This is a genomic window from Sphingobium chungbukense (assembly GCF_001005725.1).
GTDB classification, from domain to species: domain Bacteria; phylum Pseudomonadota; class Alphaproteobacteria; order Sphingomonadales; family Sphingomonadaceae; genus Sphingobium; species Sphingobium chungbukense.
Genome location: NZ_LBIC01000006.1, coordinates 210045 through 227170, shown reverse-complemented (window position 1 = coordinate 227170; position 17126 = coordinate 210045). Strand labels below are relative to the sequence as shown.

General features: G+C 61.2%; 14 protein-coding genes. 6 read left to right on the top strand and 8 right to left on the bottom strand.

Features of this window, described 5'->3' with window-relative positions:
• Nucleotides 1–161: 161 nt before the first annotated feature.
• The 4 genes from YP76_RS14390 to YP76_RS14375 form a co-directional block, all read right to left on the bottom strand.
• The gene (locus YP76_RS14390; RefSeq protein WP_084733179.1) at nt 162–2408 is read right to left on the bottom strand and encodes a TonB-dependent receptor; all 2247 of its coding nucleotides are present in this window, start codon (nt 2406–2408) and stop codon (nt 162–164) included.
• A gap of 382 nt (nt 2409–2790) precedes the next feature.
• Nucleotides 2791–3573, bottom strand: a complete 783-nt coding sequence (locus YP76_RS14385) for an SDR family NAD(P)-dependent oxidoreductase (protein ID WP_052757443.1) — start codon at nt 3571–3573, stop codon at nt 2791–2793.
• 35 nt (nt 3574–3608) lie between these two features.
• Nucleotides 3609–4415, bottom strand: a complete 807-nt coding sequence (locus YP76_RS14380) for an alpha/beta fold hydrolase (RefSeq protein ID WP_046764293.1) — start codon at nt 4413–4415, stop codon at nt 3609–3611.
• Entirely contained in the window at nt 4415–6040 is a 1626-nt protein-coding gene (locus tag YP76_RS14375) for an FAD-dependent monooxygenase (RefSeq protein WP_198147497.1), read from the bottom strand. Before YP76_RS14375 ends, YP76_RS14380 begins: the two co-directional genes overlap by 1 nt.
• A 232-nt stretch (nt 6041–6272) precedes the next feature.
• On the opposite strand from YP76_RS14375, the gene YP76_RS14370 reads away from it, so the two are divergent.
• The 4 genes from YP76_RS14370 (at nt 6273) to YP76_RS14355 (ending at nt 10481) form a co-directional block, all read left to right on the top strand.
• On the top strand, nt 6273–7196 hold the full coding sequence (locus tag YP76_RS14370; RefSeq protein WP_046764292.1) for a LysR substrate-binding domain-containing protein: 924 nt from the start codon (nt 6273–6275) through the stop codon (nt 7194–7196).
• A gap of 137 nt (nt 7197–7333) precedes the next feature.
• Nucleotides 7334–8257: a fumarylacetoacetate hydrolase family protein gene (locus tag YP76_RS14365; protein ID WP_046764291.1), complete on the top strand. Its 924-nt coding sequence runs from the start codon at nt 7334–7336 to the stop codon at nt 8255–8257.
• Between the two features lie 99 nt (nt 8258–8356).
• Entirely contained in the window at nt 8357–9391 is a 1035-nt protein-coding gene (locus tag YP76_RS14360) for an aromatic ring-hydroxylating dioxygenase subunit alpha (RefSeq protein ID WP_046764290.1), read from the top strand.
• 43 nt (nt 9392–9434) lie between these two features.
• Nucleotides 9435–10481: an aromatic ring-hydroxylating dioxygenase subunit alpha gene (locus tag YP76_RS14355; protein WP_046764289.1), complete on the top strand. Its 1047-nt coding sequence runs from the start codon at nt 9435–9437 to the stop codon at nt 10479–10481.
• A 79-nt stretch (nt 10482–10560) separates the two neighbouring features.
• On the opposite strand, the gene YP76_RS14350 is transcribed toward YP76_RS14355, so the two are convergent.
• Together YP76_RS14350 and YP76_RS14345 are read right to left on the bottom strand one after the other, a co-directional pair.
• Nucleotides 10561–12222: an FAD-dependent monooxygenase gene (locus YP76_RS14350; protein WP_046764288.1), complete on the bottom strand. Its 1662-nt coding sequence runs from the start codon at nt 12220–12222 to the stop codon at nt 10561–10563.
• A 121-nt stretch (nt 12223–12343) separates the two neighbouring features.
• On the bottom strand, nt 12344–13243 hold the full coding sequence (locus YP76_RS14345; protein ID WP_046764287.1) for an alpha/beta fold hydrolase: 900 nt from the start codon (nt 13241–13243) through the stop codon (nt 12344–12346).
• A gap of 107 nt (nt 13244–13350) precedes the next feature.
• Between YP76_RS14345 and YP76_RS14340 the strand changes: the two genes are divergently transcribed.
• Nucleotides 13351–13869 carry a MarR family winged helix-turn-helix transcriptional regulator gene (locus YP76_RS14340; protein ID WP_232307559.1) on the top strand — a complete coding sequence of 173 codons (519 nt, stop codon included), beginning with the start codon at nt 13351–13353 and terminating at the stop codon, nt 13867–13869.
• 183 nt (nt 13870–14052) lie between these two features.
• Here the strand turns inward: YP76_RS14340 and YP76_RS14335 are convergent, their stop codons facing one another.
• Nucleotides 14053–15318, bottom strand: coding sequence for a D-amino acid dehydrogenase (locus YP76_RS14335; protein WP_046764286.1), 1266 nt, complete (start codon nt 15316–15318; stop codon nt 14053–14055).
• Nucleotides 15315–16442 (bottom strand): alanine racemase, encoded by a 1128-nt coding sequence (alr, locus tag YP76_RS14330; protein ID WP_046764285.1) that lies wholly within the window; start codon nt 16440–16442, stop codon nt 15315–15317. Before alr ends, YP76_RS14335 begins: the two co-directional genes overlap by 4 nt.
• A 116-nt stretch (nt 16443–16558) precedes the next feature.
• Between alr and YP76_RS14325 the strand changes: the two genes are divergently transcribed.
• Nucleotides 16559–17038 (top strand): Lrp/AsnC family transcriptional regulator, encoded by a 480-nt coding sequence (locus YP76_RS14325; protein WP_046764411.1) that lies wholly within the window; start codon nt 16559–16561, stop codon nt 17036–17038.
• Nucleotides 17039–17126: the final 88 nt, after the last annotated feature.

Sequence of the window (17126 nt, the reverse complement as noted above, 5' to 3'; positions counted from 1 at the left end):
TTCTCATCGCATCCTTTTAGAGCGATTTCCAGTCAGATGGCATCATCTGACGGTTAAGAAATCGCGGTAAATAAAAGACTTAGAGCGGATTCCGATCTGATTCAATCAGATCGGAATCCGCTCTAAACGCAAAACCGGTTCTCGCTTTTGCGCGCGATGCCCTAGAATTTGAAACCGGCGGTCACGCCATAGGTGCGAGGATAGCCGTAAGCGACGTCCAGCCCGGTGAAGCCTTCGATCAGGGACGTCGTGTAGACCGTCTTGCCAAGATTCCTGCCCCACAATTTGACCGTGACATGATCGCTCTTGTCGGTCCAGGAGATCGACGCATTGATCAGGTCATAAGCTTTCTGAAAGGCGATGTTATCCGCTGCCGCATAGACCTTGCTCTGGCGGAAATAGGTCGCATTCAGCGCGAACGTGCCGATGCTGGTGTCGATAGAATAATCGCCGCCGATATTGAACGACAGGGTCGGCGTCTGGGCCAGCTTGTTGCCGGCCGCTTCGCACTGCACGACGCCGCCCAGCGGTGGGGTGGGGCAGCCCGGCCTTGGCGCATTGGAATCCGCCAGGGGGAATGATTTGAACCGGTCATGGATGTAGGAAAGGCCGCCGTTCAGCGACAGGCCATGTGCCAGCACGATCTCGCCATCCAGATCGACGCCGTACATTCTGGCCCTGGCGCCGTTATAGATCAACTGGCTGCCGGCGTCGAACCGCTGCACCTGGATATTCTTGTAATCATAATGGAAGGCGGAGATGTTGAGGCGCACCCGGCGATCGAAGAACTGGGTCTTCAGGCCGACTTCGGCCGCCTTGATGTCCTCCGGCTTGAACGGCTGGGCATCGCGCTTCGCAAGCACGAAACCGCCGCTCTTGAACCCGCTATTATAGGAAATATAGCCAAGAATATCCGGGCCGAATTTATGATCGAGCGCGATGCGATAGTTGAAGCGCTTGAAGGTCGCCTTGGTCGGCACGGAAGCGGGAGGCGATGTGTCCGGGAAAGGCACGCTTCCCGCGGGCGCGCCGAACGCCGTGTAGGATTCCGTTCCGCTGACGCTCTTATGCTCATAATTGTACCTGCCGCCCAATGTCAGGTTCGTACGGGGCAATATCTCGTAGCTTGCCTGCGCATAGGCCGCGAGGGCGTCGGTCTTCTGATAATTCTCGTCGATGACGTGAAACGGAACGCCTGGCGCCTGAACATTCACTAGCGGCCCGATGCCGATGTCGATCGGCTGCCAACCATCCTTCGAATGGAAATAATAAAGGCCGGCGACCCATTTCAGCGGACTGGAGTCATTGGAGGAAAGCTGCAATTCCTGGCTGAACTGATTGAACTTGGCGATGCTGAATGCGGTGAAGCCATCGATCGGCAGCAGATCCAGGTCCAGGTTGAACTGGAACTTCGATTTCCGATAGGCGGTGATGCTCTTCAGCGCGACGCCGCCCAGATCGTGGTCGACCTGAAGCGAGACGCCGCCCGCTTCCAGCTTGTTGCGGAATTCATAATTCTGGTTGACGTCGTAGGTGCCGCCCAGCGGGAAGGGGCCGAAACCGAGATAGAAGGGGCTGAAGGGCTGCTGGATCGTGTCCAGATGCTGGATGTCGCGGTCGCTGTCGCGGGATTCATAATCGAGGGCGAGGCGGATTTGCGTCCGCTCGCTCGGTTCGATCAGCAGCTTCATCCGCCCGGCGAAATCATGGTCCAGCTTGCCGACCTCCTTGCCGTTGAACAGGTTCGTGCCGAAGCCCTTGTCCTGATGTTCGTAGCGGACCGCAAGGTCGGCCGCGATGGTGTCGGAAAGCCCGCCGGTGACATAGGCGTCCGCAATGACCGTTTGATAATTGCCATAGGAGAGGTTGACCGCCCCGCCAGCGTCATGCGTCGGGTCCTTGGTGACGATCTGGATCAGGCCGCCGGTCGCATTGCGTCCGAACAGGGTGCCTTGAGGCCCCTTGAGTACTTCGACCCGCTGGATGTTGTTGAGCGTCAGCAGGGAACTGGGCGCGCTGGCAATGTAGACCCCGTCAATATAGGTGGCGACGGGATTTTCGATGCCCGGCCCATTTGACGAAGTGCCGACGCCGCGGATACGCGGCTGGGAATAGCCCGACGTTTGCGGAATGGTGAGACCTGGGGTGATGACGCTCAGATCCTGCGAGGATTGAATGCCGACCGCGGCCAGCCGATCACCTGTGGCTGCGGTGACCGCGACGGGAACATCCTGCAAGCGCTCGGATCGGCGCTGCGCAGTGACCACGATGTCTGCGATACCCAGATCGGAGCTTTTGCCTTCGGCACCTTGCATCGCCTGCGCGGTGGCGGTCGTCTGATCCTGCGCTTGAGCCGCCGGCACCATCAAGGCGACGCTGCATGCCGTTGTAAGAAATATTGGTTTCATTCAGGTCCTCCCGGTTTATTGTCTCTGTTGGTCGTGATAAATATCTGAAAAGATGGGGTTCACCAATGATCTGCGCATGCGCATCATCGGGATGGCGCCCAGCGTCGCCAACTTCATAAGTCGCTTGGTCAGTCTGAGGCGTCACCCAAGCGGTAGGCGCTTCGATGAACTTTGCGAACCGGCAAATGCGGGAAAGCAGCCTCCTGCCATTCACCCTCCGTCGATGATCCGGGACTGGTCTTGTGGAAGATGTTATCGCCAGAAGTGAGGCGGTGTCAGATAGCAATAAACACTTGGCGATACCTGAAGCGGAGCGATGCGATCAGCGTAGATTGCTTCTTCGGACCCGCCATCGATCAACGGCCGGCGCATGGACGATACATCAAAGCGCCGACACGCCGCCATCGACGGAATAGCAGGCTCCGTTGATGAAGCTGGACGCATCGGACAGCAGGAACGCGATCACTTCACCGATCTCTTCCGGTCGGGCGAAGCGCCCCGATGGGTTCAGCGCCTTGCGGCTCTCCAGGCTCGGCCAATTGGGGTCGGCGGCATGCCGGGCATAGATCGCTTCCAGCATTCGCCCCTGCACCGGGCCGGGCGCCACGCAATTGACCCGGATGCCATAGCGCCCCCATTCCAGCGCGCCGCTCCGCGTCAGTCCCAGCACCGCATGTTTGCTCGCCACATAGGGGGCCATGCCCTCGACGCCCTTGATGCCGGCTGTGCTACAGGCGTTGACGATCGCTCCGCCGCCGCTTTGCTGGAGCAGCGGGATGCCATGCTTCATGCCCAGGAAAACGCCCTTCACGTTCACGGCCATCACCGTTTCGAACATTTCGGTCGCGCATTCGTGGATCGGGCCGCGCGCCCCTTCGATGCCGGCCGCGTTGACGATGCCGTGCACGCCGCTGAAATGGCTGTGCGCGTCGGCAAAGCGGGATCGGACGTCTGCTTCATCGGTGACGTCGCACGATCCGACAAGCAGCCTGTCGGAACCGCCCGCATCGGCGCGCAGCCTTTCCAGGGCTTCGGCCGAACGGTCGAACAGCGCGACCTTGGCGCCGCGCGACAGCAGCAACCGTGCCGTCGCCGTTCCTATATCGCCTCCGCCGCCCGTGAGGATAATGGTCTTGCCTGCCAGAATATCACTGCTTGTGGCCATTCCGCTCTCCTGTCGAACCATCCCGCCCCGCTCGTTCAGTGGCGGAGCAGAAATCGCTCTATCGCTTCCGACGTCGCTTCGGGCTGGTCCACATTCACATGATGGCCCGCATCCGGGATCGTCACCAGTTCCGCGCCGGGGATGGCAGCGGCCAGTTCGATGCCCATCGTCTTTCGCGCTTCCTCCGCCGCCCAGATGATCAGGGTGGGGCAGGTGATTTCGCCCAGCCGGGGCGTGATGTCCACATAGCTCTCCGGTACGCAAGGAAGCAGCCTGATGCTTTCGCGGGGGTGGGAGAGTATGGCGTCGACTTCCTCTGCAAAGCGTTCCGGCTCTCGTGTGATGAAGCTGGGCGCGTGGAAATAGCTGGCGGCGAATTCGACCACCGCTGCCCGGCGCACGGCTTCGTCCCGCTCCTCCGCGAAAAACGCGGCAAGGTCGTAAAGACGCCGGATCGCCGCTGGCGGAGGACCTCCCGGTCCCCCACACATATTCACCAACGCGCGCACCTTCTCCGGATATTTCAGCGCAACGCGCATGCCGACAGCGCCGCCTTGGGAAACGCCCGCGATCATCGCCCGCTTCTCGCCCAGGGCGCCGATGATCGCGGCGACATCCTCCACCAGATCGTTGGCCGTCCAGCCGCCGGGCGTATGGCCCGATCCGCCATGCCCGCGCCAGTCCAGCGCGACGCAGCGGAAATGGCGGCTGAGATATTCGAGCTGAGGGAACATGAGCCGCTTGCCCCCGAACGTGCCGTGGCAGAGCAGCAGCAGCGGTCCTTCCCCCGCCTCGACGCAGGCATAGTCGATACCGCCGATGTCGAGCTTATACGCCTTCATCACACGTAACTCGCGGCGCCGCGCACGACGTCGACAAGATAGGCGCAATCGTCGGGTGCCTCGTCCCCGCGCCAGGCGACATGCTGATCGGGGCGGATGAGCGTCAGCTTGCGATCATATTGTTCGACGACGTCCGGCCGGTCGGACAGGTCGAGAATCTTGAGCGGCAGGCCGGCTGCGGCCGCGGCGCTTTCCAGCGGCGCGGTGTCGGCCCGCGCATCCAGCTTCAGCAGGCAAAAGCCCCAGCCGAAATGATCGTAAAGGGAATCGTCTTTCCCCAGCCACACATGCGGCGCGCGGCAGCCCGGCACTGACGAGGGCACATAATCGCCATAGGTCATCGGCGGCGGTTCGGCGCCGTCGCCCATGACGATGGGCGAACCGGCGTAGCGATAGCCGAACTGCGCGCCGTGGCTGCGGAATTGCTGCGTTTTTTCCTCGACGATGAATTTGCGGATGTCCTCGCGTATCTGTTCGCCGCGCTCGCTATCCTCTTCCATATGCGGGCGGACGATCGCCTTGCCCCATACCGTATTGTTATGGGCCGATCCTTCGATGATGAACTTGCACACCGGATAGCGCTCCAGCGTGTAGCTCTCCATCAGGTTCGGTCCGCCCCAACCTTCCAGCATCGCGGCCAACTTCCACCCCAGGTCGGCGGCATCGCCCACGCCCATGTTCATGCCGAAGCCGCCGAAGGGCGGGGTCAGATGCGCGGCGTCCCCGATCAGGAAGGCGCGGCCGAAATGGAAGGATCGCGTCATGCGCGCATGGCTGCCCCAGACCCAGCCGCGCTCGTCGCTCGTCTCGAAGCGCTGGCCGACCGAGCGGAACATCATCTCGCGGACCTTGGACCAGTCCATGGGGTCGATGTCCTCCGGCATGGGAGAGACGTAATATCCCCAATAATCGTTGCCATAGGGCACCAATATATCGCCATAGGCGTCTTCGTTCAGGAAAAACGTCATCGAACAGAGATGCGTGTCCTTAAACAGGCTCTTCAGTTCCGGGGCATGGAAGCGCCAGGAAATATTGTCGAACAACGTGCCGCCTTCGAGCCGCAGGTTGATCTTGCGGCGCTGCGGCGAATGGGGACCGTTGGCGATGATGAAATAGTCGCCGCCCGCCGTGATCCGTTCTCCGTCCTTTTCGTAGACGACTTCGACCCCATCGCCATTCTGCGTGAAATCGATCACTTTGGAATGTTCGATGAAGGTCACCGTGTCGAGTTCACCGATCCTGTCGCGAAGCGTCTTCTCGATAGCCTCGAACGGCGCCCATTCCGGGGTTTCCGAAGCGATCGGCATGCGTTCGCGCCATTCATAGGCGCCCTCGGCTTTGAACAGGATCTTTCCGTTGGCTCGGGTGGAGAATACAAGGTCGCGGGCGACTTCGGAAGGCACCGGATCGTTGGCGCGGTGGCGATCGGCAATGCCCCAGCGACGGAAATGCTCCATCGAGCGGCCATTCACCAGGTTCACCTTGGCGATGCCATAGTCGGTGAAGGCGCGAGGTTCGCAGATCAGCGTGCGGATGCCGCGCAGCCCCAGCTCGATCGCCACCGCCATGCCGCAGGGTCCTGCGCCCGCGACGATAACCTGATATTCACTCGCTTTGCTGTCCACGATCACCCTCCACTGCAATCCCGGTCTTGCTGTTGCGGAGCCAGGTTTTTGCGCCCATCTGTTCGGTGGCATTGGCCTTAGCCGACGGCATTGTGGCTAGTCGGCGCCAAGGGCCGCTACCAGATGACAAGAGAAGCTTCGCGATACCTGCGACCGCTGCACGAGGAACTTAAAACTCGCATTGCGTTCGGCGAATCAGTATCAATGACGAAAATGACATAGGGGAGAAGACATGAAACTCACCCATTTCCGGGATCTGCTTGCCGTTGTTCAGACTGGCAGCCTCCGCGCGGCGAGCAGGCATCTCAACATCGCGCAGCCCGTCATAACACGAAGCATCAGGGAATTGGAAAATGAACTGGGCCAGGTTCTGCTGGAGCGTCATTCCAAAGGCGCGACGCTGACGCCGGTGGGCGAAAGGTTCGTGCGCCGGATCGAGAGCGTCCAGAGCGAAATCCAGCGCGCCAAGGAAGAAGTGTCGCAATGGGCCGGCGACTATACCGGTCAAGTGTCGATCGGCCTGTCGCCCCTGACCTGCATGACGCTGTGGCCGCCGGCCATTTCCACGTTCAACCGCCAATATCCGGATGCGGTCACCAAGATGCAGGTGACTTTGTTCAAGCCCGTCGAGCAGAAACTGTTGGAGGGCACGCTCGATTTCTGGATCGGTTCGATACAGAAGGACAGTATTTCCCAACGATTTACCGTCGAGCTTCTCATGCAACATGATCGCCGCATCGCGGCTCGCAGAGGTCATCCCTTGTTGGATGCGAAGAGCTTCGACGATCTGGTCGGCGCCAATTGGGTGCGCCCTTCGCTCGACGATCGAAGCGCCGAAAGCGATCTGGAGGAAATCTTCACCGCGCGGGGATTGCCTCTGCCGAAGGTGGCGGTCGAATCCTCTTCGATGCTGTCTATTTTGCTGACGGTCGCCAATACGAATCTGCTGACCTTCCTGCCCGATCAGATGTTCCAGTTGATGCCGATCGCCCAATTCTGCGCGCCGTTGGAAAATATTCCGCCTCTATCCTCCGATCCGATTTGCCTCGTATACAGGTTGGGCCTGCCCCTCACGCCGCTTGCCGAGCGGTTGAGCGACCTCATCAGAAAGGCCGCGCACAATTATACGTTGAACATGCAGATGCAGGATCTTTAGCTTGCCGTTCATGATGCGAGTGCCGGAAACCAGAACCGGTACAGGTATCAGCGCGCCCACTTTCTGATCGCCTCGTTATCGAGCGGATCCGTTACAAGCGATCCGAACCCTGTAAGATAAACGAGGAGAGCTTACGCATGAAACTGTTACGCTTCGAGGCAGACGGGCAGCCAGTGATCGGTGTCGTATCCGGTGATGGGATCGTTCGCATGGCCGACCTCCTTCCCGAATTCGTCGAGATGCGACAGCTCGCAGCCGCTGGGCCGGAGGCGCTTGCCAGGCTTGCCGACAAGCTGGCCACCGCTCAGCCAACGGTTGCGCTGGAAGGCGTGAAATTGCTTGCCCCGATCGAGCGTCCCGGCCATTTCATGGCGCTCGGCATGAACTACAAGAAACATGCCGAGGAGGGCGTACGCCTGGGCGTGATGCCACCCCGCTTTCAGGTCTGGTTCAACAAGGCGACCAATTGCGTGTCTCCGCCCCATGCCGACATCGATCCCGGCGTCACCAAGCAGCTCGATTATGAGGTGGAATTGGGTTTCGTGATCGGCAAGGCGGCCCGCTATGTATCGCCGGAGGAGGCGCCGGGCCACATATTCGGTTATTTCGTGGCGAACGACGTATCCGCTCGCGACTGGCAGTTGCATGCCAATACCTGGACGATCGGCAAATCCTTCGAAACATTCGGCCCGATCGGTCCCTGGATCGTGACGCCTGACGAAATCGGCGATCCGCACAAGCTGGAGTTGCGTTGCTATGTGAACGGCGAACTGCGCCAGAAAAGCAATACGAGCGATATGATCTACTCTATCTGGGAGCAGATCGAATATCTCTCGACCGCGTTCGAGCTTGAACCTGGCGACCTTTATCTGACCGGAACGCCCGAGGGTGTCGGTCACGCCATGATTCCCCAAATGCATCTCAAGCCGGGCGATGTCGTGCGGTGCGAGATCGAGAATATCGGCGCGATCGAGAACCAGGTCATAGAGAGCAGGGCCAAGAGATTTCCCGATCTGGAAGAAAGCAGAATCCAAAAACTGCTTTCAAGCGAACCGGTGTAATGGGAAGAGGCGCTGGATGGCGCCTCTTCATTATGAAAAAGCTGGACGGGACTGGTTTCGATCATGGCGGCTAGAGCCAGAGCCAGCAGGGAGATAGCAATGCGGGCGTTGAGAAATATCTGGTACATGGCCGCCTGGCCGGAGGAGATCGAGCAGGGAAAGCTGTTTCATCGCCAGATCATCGGTGAGCATATACTCTTCTTCCGCGACGAGAATGGGCAGATCCATGCCATTGGCGATCGATGCCCGCACCGTTTCGCCCCGCTCCACATCGGCCAGCAGGTCGGCAATGCCGTCGAGTGCAAATATCACGGCCTGCGCTTCGGTGCGGATGGCGCTTGCATGTTCAACCCGCAGGGCAACGGCGCGATCCCCAAGGCGGCGAGGGTGCCCGCCTTTGCGACCACGGAGAAATACGGCATCGTCTGGATCTGGATGGGCGATCCGGAAAGGGCAGACCCTGCCGCCGTGCCCGATTTTCCGGTCCTGGAGCCGGACGATTATGCCGTCGGCCACGGCTACCTCAAGGTCAACGCCCATTATGAGCTGGAGTCCGACAATATCATGGACCTCAGCCATATCGAATTCCTGCACCCGCTCTTTTCCACCGAGGCGGTCCGGCGGGGCAAGACATCCTCGTCTCAGGAAGGCGATGTCGTCTGGTCGAAGCGGTTCATCAGCAACGACAGCCTGCCTTCCTTTCTGGAGGAGATATTCTTTCTGAAGCCGGGGACGCCGGCCGACCGCTGGCTCGACTGCCGCTGGCAGGCGCCGGCGCTGATCGAACTCTATAGTGGGGCGACGCCGACCGGCCGACCGCGCGAGGAGGGGCATGAGGCACCCAGCGTCCATTTCTTCACCCCGGAAACCGAAAAGACGACGCATTATTTCTATGGGATGTGCTGTCCCAGAAGCATGGGGGAGGGCGCGCAGCGACGCGCCGATGAGCAGACGGAGGCTGTCCGCAGCCCGTTCCTCAAGGAGGATCTGCCGGTGATAGAGGCGCAGCAGGCCATGATCGGCGACGCCGACTTCATGTCGCTCCAGCCGATATTGCTGCCGGGCGACGCCGGTGGGGGGCGGGCTCGTCAGGTGCTGGCGAGGATGATCGCTGCCGAGGAAGCGCGGAACTGATCCTTAGGCCTTTTCCGGACCGGCATGAGCAGGAGAAGAGCGAATGGCCGAGTGGCTGAGAAATTGCTGGTATATGGCGGCCTGGGCGGATGAACTTCCGCCCGGTTCGAACCTCACCCGAACGATCATAGATGTGCCACTCCTTCTCTGGCGCGATGGAGAAGGCAGAGCGCGGGCTCTCGTCGACCGCTGTGCCCACCGCCTCGCGCCGCTCAGCATGGGACGGATCGAGCGGGATATCGTGCGTTGCGGCTATCATGGCCTGGCATTCGACGGCAATACGGGGCGGTGCATCCATAACCCCCACGGCCCCATCACGACCGCGCTGGCGGTAAGAGCCTATGCCCTGGCGGAGCGCCACAAGGCGCTCTGGATCTGGATGGGGGAACAGGATCGCGCGGATGAGGATGCCATTCCGGACCTGTCCTTTGCCGATAGCGCGTCGCGGCACGCTTTCAGTGGGGGATATATGCCGACGGCGGCGGACCATCGCTTGCTGGAAGACAATATTCTCGACCTCAGCCACGGCGACTATCTGCATGCGGAAACTCTGGGAGGCGGGTCTTTCACGCGCGCGGGCGTGAAGGTAGAAGAGCGGGGAGACACTGTTTTCGTCCGCTGGTCGGCGAAGAACGAGAAGGCCATACCGATCTGGCAACCGGAACTGCCGGATCCCGACATGATGGTGGATATGACGACGGAGGTTCTTTGGCATCCTTCGGGCGTCATGCTGCTGGATGGCATTCTGACCTCGGCCAATGGCATGGCCGGTGTGGAGATCGTGACGCGCAACGCGCATGTCATGACGCCTGAAACCGCCACGACGACGCATTATTTCTATTGTAATTCACGCAATTACCGCACCGACGATGCGGAATATAACCAGGGTATCGCCGCCGGGCTGGCGATGGCGTTCGGGGGCGAGGACAAGCCTATGATCGAGGCGCAGCAGGCGCGGATCGGCAAAGCCGATCTTCTCGAATGCGGTCCGGCCCTGATTTCGATCGACAATGCCTCGACCCGCGCCCGCCGCATCTATCGCCGTCTTGTCGAAGCGGAGAAGAAAGCGATGGAGTCGGCCTTGCAGTGACCCGCGAATGTCTCGTCGCCGTCGGAACGGCAGGTGAGACATCCGGCGAGGGGGGGATTTGCGCGCTCGCCGCCAACCCTTATGACGCGGCTTGGGTGAACTGCGCCCGACCCTTGCGGTTTCGTCCGAACATATGGCCGGTGACGGTGGACATCAGCGTATCGGGAACCGTGGTTCCGCGCCAGGCGACATGCTGGTCGGGGCGTATGAGGGCGAGCGGCTGTTGATAAAGGTCGATCACCACCTTGTCCGACGTCTCGAACATCTCGAAGGGTATATGGAGGCGCTCGGCCTGCTCTCTCGCTTTCCCGGCTTCGGCCCGCGCCTCGGGCGCGAGTACCAGCATGGTGAAGCCCTGCCCGAAATGATCGTAAAGCGAATTGCCGTCTTCCAGCCATTGATGCGGGGCAAGGCTGCCCGGCGCGGCTGACGGCGTATAATCGATCGCCTTGTTCCAGGGTTTCGGGCTGGTCTCTTCGACGATGATGGGTGAGTCCATGTAACGATAGCCCAGCACGACGCCCAGGCTGTAGAATTCGGGTCGCTTGGTCGCCCAGATAAGTTCCGCCACTTCCTGGCGCACCTGCTCGCCGCGTGGGGAATCCTCCTCGATCCCTTCACGCGCCAGTTGATTGGGCGCCAGGCTGTGGTTCGCTTCCGCCTCGTCCAGCACATAATGGTGAATTGGCCTGCGCTCCATTTCATAGGTGTCGAGCAAGGCGGAATCGCCCCAGCCCTGCACTGTGGCGGCCAATTTCCAGCCCAGGTCGACGGAGTCGCATATGCCCATGTTCATCCCGAAGCCGCCGAAGGGTGGATGGAGATGGCAGGCGTCGCCGGTCAGGAACACCCGGCCGCTGGAATAGCGTTCGGCCAGCAGCCGGTGGATCGTCCAGATTTCGTTGCTCAGGATTTTATAGGGCAGGTCGAGCCCGGTGGACCGCCGGATCATGCCCAGCACATCCTCCTCGGAAAACACCGCATCCGGCGCGATGCCGGTCGGCGCGAAGAACCAGCGATCGTCGGTGTCCATCGGCCCGATGAAGCTGGGCGCTTCGTCGTTGCACTGCCATATCTGGATGCCGGGGCCATGCGGTTGCGCGTCCGCCAGGCCCGGCGCCTGGAAGATGGTCATGTTGTTTCGCGAAAGCCCGTAATCCCCGACCATCCTGATGCCGACCTGCTCGCGCACGGTGCTGCGGCCGCCGTCCGCTCCCACCAGATATTGAGCCGAAAGCTCGCGCATGGTGCCGGTTTCCAGATTGAGGACATGTGCGGAAACGCCTGAGCCGTCCTGCGCGATCTTCACCAGTTCCTGCCCGAATTCGACAGTCACGCAGGGCAGGGAACGCAGATGTTCCAGCAACACGGCTTCGACCTTATATTGCGGGATCCACTGCGCATGTTCCGAATAGCGATGGTCACGCTTCCGATTGCCGTCGAACGCATCTTCGAAACGGGTGATCAGATGACCGCCAAGTCGCGTGACGAACAGCACATTGGCCGGGTAATCGATGCCGAAGGGGGCGGCGTCAGCCAGACGTTCGGCAATGCCCCAGCGACGGAAATGCTCCCGGGTGCGGACATTGCAGTTCTTGGCACGGGGCGCATAGCCGGTGCGATCGTTCCTTTCGACGACGAGGCATGAGACGCCGCGGCTTCCAAGCTCGACCGCCAGCGAGAGCCCGGATGGACCGGCGCCGACAATGATGACCGCCGGATTTATATCCCCACTCTCCACCGCAATAATCCTGTCCTGTTTCTACCGGCGTTTCTACGATGGAACACGCGGCTTAGGAGGATAGCAAAAATGGCTATCCGATCTTTGCCGAGTATCATCTGGTGCGTCCGCGAGGATGCATTCAGGAAAATTTCCCCGCTTCGACGCCCTCTATGAAGTCCAGGAGGGCATCCGCCACCTTTTCAGGCGCCTCCATCGCCGCATAATGGCCAACCCCCTCCAACAAGACGGAGCGGATTTGCTGCCCGGGCGCGGCGTTCGTCATGGTGTGCGCGGTGAACCCGCCGCCGCCCGCGCCGACGGCAAGGACAGGTGCGGCCAGCGTTCGAGATTGCGCGATTTCCACCATCTCGCCGCCCTCTTTCAGCATGGAGGAATAAAGGCCTGCCGCGCCGCTCCAGCCATCCGGCCGCGTATAGCCGCGGGCGAATTCCTCAATATCCTCCTCCCCGATCGCGTCCGGCGTGGCGCACATTGCGGGAAACATGAACTCGCCAAGAAACGCCTTTTCACGCCCGGCAAGCAGCATTTCCGGAATGCCGGGAGCCGCCATGACGCCGATATGCCATGCACCGCCCTTGGCGACATCGGCGAAATTTTCCAGCCCGAACCCGGCCAGACCCATTTCGATCGCCGTGAAGCTGAGAAGATCGCCCGGATGGGTGGCGGCAAAGCGGAAAGCGGCCCCACCGCTAATATCCTGAGCGGTCAGATGGACAGGCCCAACAGCCAGCGCCTGCACCAGAGCATGAAGATCTTCCGCGGCAACCCTGCTGTCATGCCCGGCTTCCGCGCAATCGGAATCACCGAAGCCTCGCAGGTCGACGGCGAAAACGCGATGCTTTTCCACCAGCAGGGGAAGAAGTTTGTGAAACGCCCACCAGCTTTCGGGAAATCCGTGGACCAGCAGAATGGGTGATCCGCTGCTCCCCGCCGATACATAGTGAAGCTCGGTTCCGTTAACGGCGATGCGGTGATGGGTGACGCCGGGCAGCGTTCTGCCGATGGGCTCGATAGGCATGGAGGGTCTCCGCGTTAGACAACATGGTTGTCCTTTTAAATAGACAACCATGTTGTCGTTGTCTATGGCTTTTCGACAACTATATTGTCTTTTTCTGCTGCCACCTTATGCTTGGGGCGATGGCTCGATCCGGCGCAGACCTCGCATTGCTTCTCCTTGGTGGTTTTCGCTCGATGGCCGATGCCGCGACCGCCGAACTGTCCCGGCGCGGGTTCGACGATGTGCGGCCCGCCCATGAATTCGCACTCCGGGCGATCGCGGGGGGCGCGGGCAACGCGTCTGAACTTGGCCGTCGGCTGGCGGTGACCAAACAGGCGGCGGCCAAGACGGTCGCGATGCTGGAACAGCGCGGCTATGTCTCATTCGAAACCGCCGGGGTATCACGGCGCAAGCGCCTGCAAGTCACCCCGCGCGGCCATGCCATGATGAAGCAGGGCGAGGCGATTTTCGAGGAATTGCGGGCCCAATGGGAAAAGGAGATCGGCAGCGCCGACCTTCGGAAACTCGAAGAAATTCTGGCCAGGCTTGTGGGTTCCACGCCCATTCGGCTGGATACCCCTGGCTGGATCGCGCAAGATGCGACCTATCGGACACAGGCCCGACCTGTCGTCGATGAGCAAGAATAGGATCGTTACCGCCGCTTCGTCCCGCTCATGTCGATCAAGATCGCGCAGTTCATGGCGATTGCCGGGAGGACGCCCTGACACTGGCCAAGATACAGAAATTTGAAGTCGCTTCTGGCTCCTTGCATCTGCGAGGAGCCAGAAGAGAAGCGCGCCTCATCGGCTGACGCTGCCACACGCCCTAATCTAGACGGTCGATGCCGAATAGCGGCTGATGGCGAGGTCGGCGGTTTCGATGGCCGGTTTCCGCCCGCCGATGATGTCCGCGATCACATGGCCCGACCCGCAGGCCATGGTCCACCCCAATGTGCCATGGCCCGTATTGAGGAACAGGTTCGGGATTTTCGTCGCCCCGATCACCGGCGTGCTGTCCGGCGTCATCGGCCGCAGTCCGGACCAGAAACTGGCACGCGACAGATCGCCCGCGCCGGGGAACAGCGATCCCACAGAATATTCCAGCGTATCCCGCCGCGCCTTGGGCAGGCCCTTGGAATAGCCCGACAGCTCCGCCATCCCGCCGACCCTGATCCGGTCGCCCAGCCGCGTGATCGCGACCTTGTAGCTTTCATCGAGCAGCGTCGACACCGGCGCCCGCGTTTCTTCCACGATCGGCGCGGTGATCGAATAGCCCTTCACCGGATAAACCGGCAGCCTGATCCCCAGCGGCGCCAGCATCAAGGGCGAATAGCTTCCCATCGCCACCAGGAAAGCGTCGGCATGGATATGACCCTTGTCGGTTTCGACATGACTGACCCGGCCGTCCTTCACCGTGATCCGCCCGACGGTCCGCCCGTTGAGGAAGGTCACGCCCTTCGCCTTCGCCATATCGGCCAGCGCATTGGTGAATTTGAAACAATCCCCGGTTTCGTCATTGGGCAGTCGCAACCCACCGGCCAACGGCACACCGTTGCCCGCCAGCCCCGGCTCCACCGCGATGCAGCCTGCCGCATCCAGCACTTCGAAGGGCACACCATCGGCCTTCAGCACGGCAATGTCCTTGGCTATGCCGTCCAACTGCTTCTGCTCGCGGAACAGTTGCAACGTGCCCTGCGACCGCTCATCATAGGCGATGCCCGTCTCGTGCCGCAAATCTATCAGCCGGTCGCGGCTATATTCCGCCAGCCGCACCATCCGGCTCTTGTTGATCGCATAGGATCGCTCATTGCAATTGCCCAGCATCGCCGCCATCCAGCGCAGCATGGCCATGTCGATCTGCGGCCGCAGGATCAGCGGCGCATGCTTCATGAACAGCCAGCGCAGCGCCTTCATCGGTATTCCCGGCGCCGCCCAGGGCGAGGCATAACCGGGCGAAATCTCGCCCGCATTGGCGAAGCTGGTCTCGAGCGCCGGGCCATCCTGCCGGTCGATCACCGTCACTTCATGCCCGGCTTGCGTCAGATACCAGGCGGAGGTGACGCCGATCACGCCGCTGCCGAGAATAACGACCTTCATGCTGTGATGCTCCGCTTATGGGGGACAGTCGCCGCGCCCACCACGCGGCAATAGCGCTGCCCCAATTGGGTCAGGATTTCATAGGCAATGGTCCCGGCATCGGCGGCGACCGCGTCGATCGTCTGATGCGGTCCCAACAGTTCCACCGGCGCGCCGGGATAGAGCAAGATGTCGGGCACATCGGTCACGTCCAGCGTGATGCTGTCCATCGACACCCGCCCGATGATCGGCGCTCTGATGCCCTTGATGAAGGCGGAGCCGACATTGCTCAGATGACGCGGCCAGCCGTCGGCATAGCCCACCGGAATGGTCGCGATCTGCGTGGGCCGGTCGCAGCCATGGGTCAGGCCATAACCGACGCCCGCACCCGCGGGAACATTGCGTAACTGGGTGATCCGCGCCTCCAGCGCGACCACGGCGCGCATCGGATTGGGGGAGCCCTGCGGCGCCCCGCCGTAGAGTGCGATCCCTGCCCGCACCAGGTCGAAATGCCCGCGCTTCAGGAAAGCGCCTCCGCTATTGTCCAGCGCGCGTGGCACATCGGGGAAATGCCGGGCCAGGGCCTCGAAATTCTCGCGCTGCTGGTCGTTGAACGCCGCGTCGGGATCGTCGGCGCAGGCCAGATGGCTCATGATGAGTTTCAGGTCGATGCCGTCCAGCCGCTCAGGCTCGGCAACAAGGGTTGCGACTTCCTCCGGTGACAGTCCCAGCCGCGACATGCCGCTGTCGACCTGAAGCACGGCAGGCAGGCGCCGCCCCAGCGTCCGTGCCTGCCGCGCCCAGCGCACTATCTGATCGAGGGAGTTCAGCACGGGGATCGCGTCGATTGCCGCGCAATCACCTTCCGCCCCCGGTTGCAGGCCGTTGAGCACGAACAGCGAAACGCCGTCCCGCAAGGCCGGCTTCAGCGCTACCGCTTCGCCCAGCAATGCGACGAAGAAATGACGGCATCCCGCATCCATCAGCGTGGCCGCGACATGCTCGGCGCCCAGACCATAGCCATTGGCCTTGACTACCCCCGCGACCGTCGCGGGCGCGACCTGGCGCTGGATGATCCGATAATTTTCGGCCAGCGCTTCCAGATCGATGCGCAGCACGGCTCCCGCAGTATCAATAGACGGCATGATGCCTCCCCTCGCCGGAAAGCTATCGCGACGCTATACGAATGGGCTCCCATATATTCGAAGAATAATCTATTTATGGCAAATAATTGGATGATCATTCGCAGGAAATCGAACAAATGTCAGAATCGCTCGACGCCACGGATCGCTCGATCATCCGCCTGCTGCGCCTGAACGCCCGCAGACCCAATTCGGAGATCGCCGCGGAGGTCGGTCTGTCGCCTTCGGCCTGCCACCGCCGCATCCGCCTGCTGGAGGATGCCGGCGTCATCCGCGGCTACACCATCGTCACCGCGCCCATCGAGCAGGAAGGCCGCGCCGTCGACGTGCTGGTGCAGGTGACGCTGGACCGCCAGACCGAAGATTATCTCGCCCGTTTCGAACATGCGGTGCGGCAATGTCCGGAAATCCGCGAATGTTTCCTGATGACGGGAGGTGTGGATTACTGGCTGCGCGTGCGGACCGAAAGCGTCACCGCCTATGAGGCGATCCACAGCGAGATATTGTCCCGAATGCCCGGCGTCACCCGTATCAACAGCAGCATCGCCATGCGTGACGCCCTGGGCCCACCGCGATCGAGAAGAGGTAAGCGATTTTAGGGCCGATCCGGTTCGTCAAAGTGACCGCCGAGCGGTGGACTGAAATCATGTGATAAATTTTCGGCTTAATCGTGCCTTCCCGCTGTCA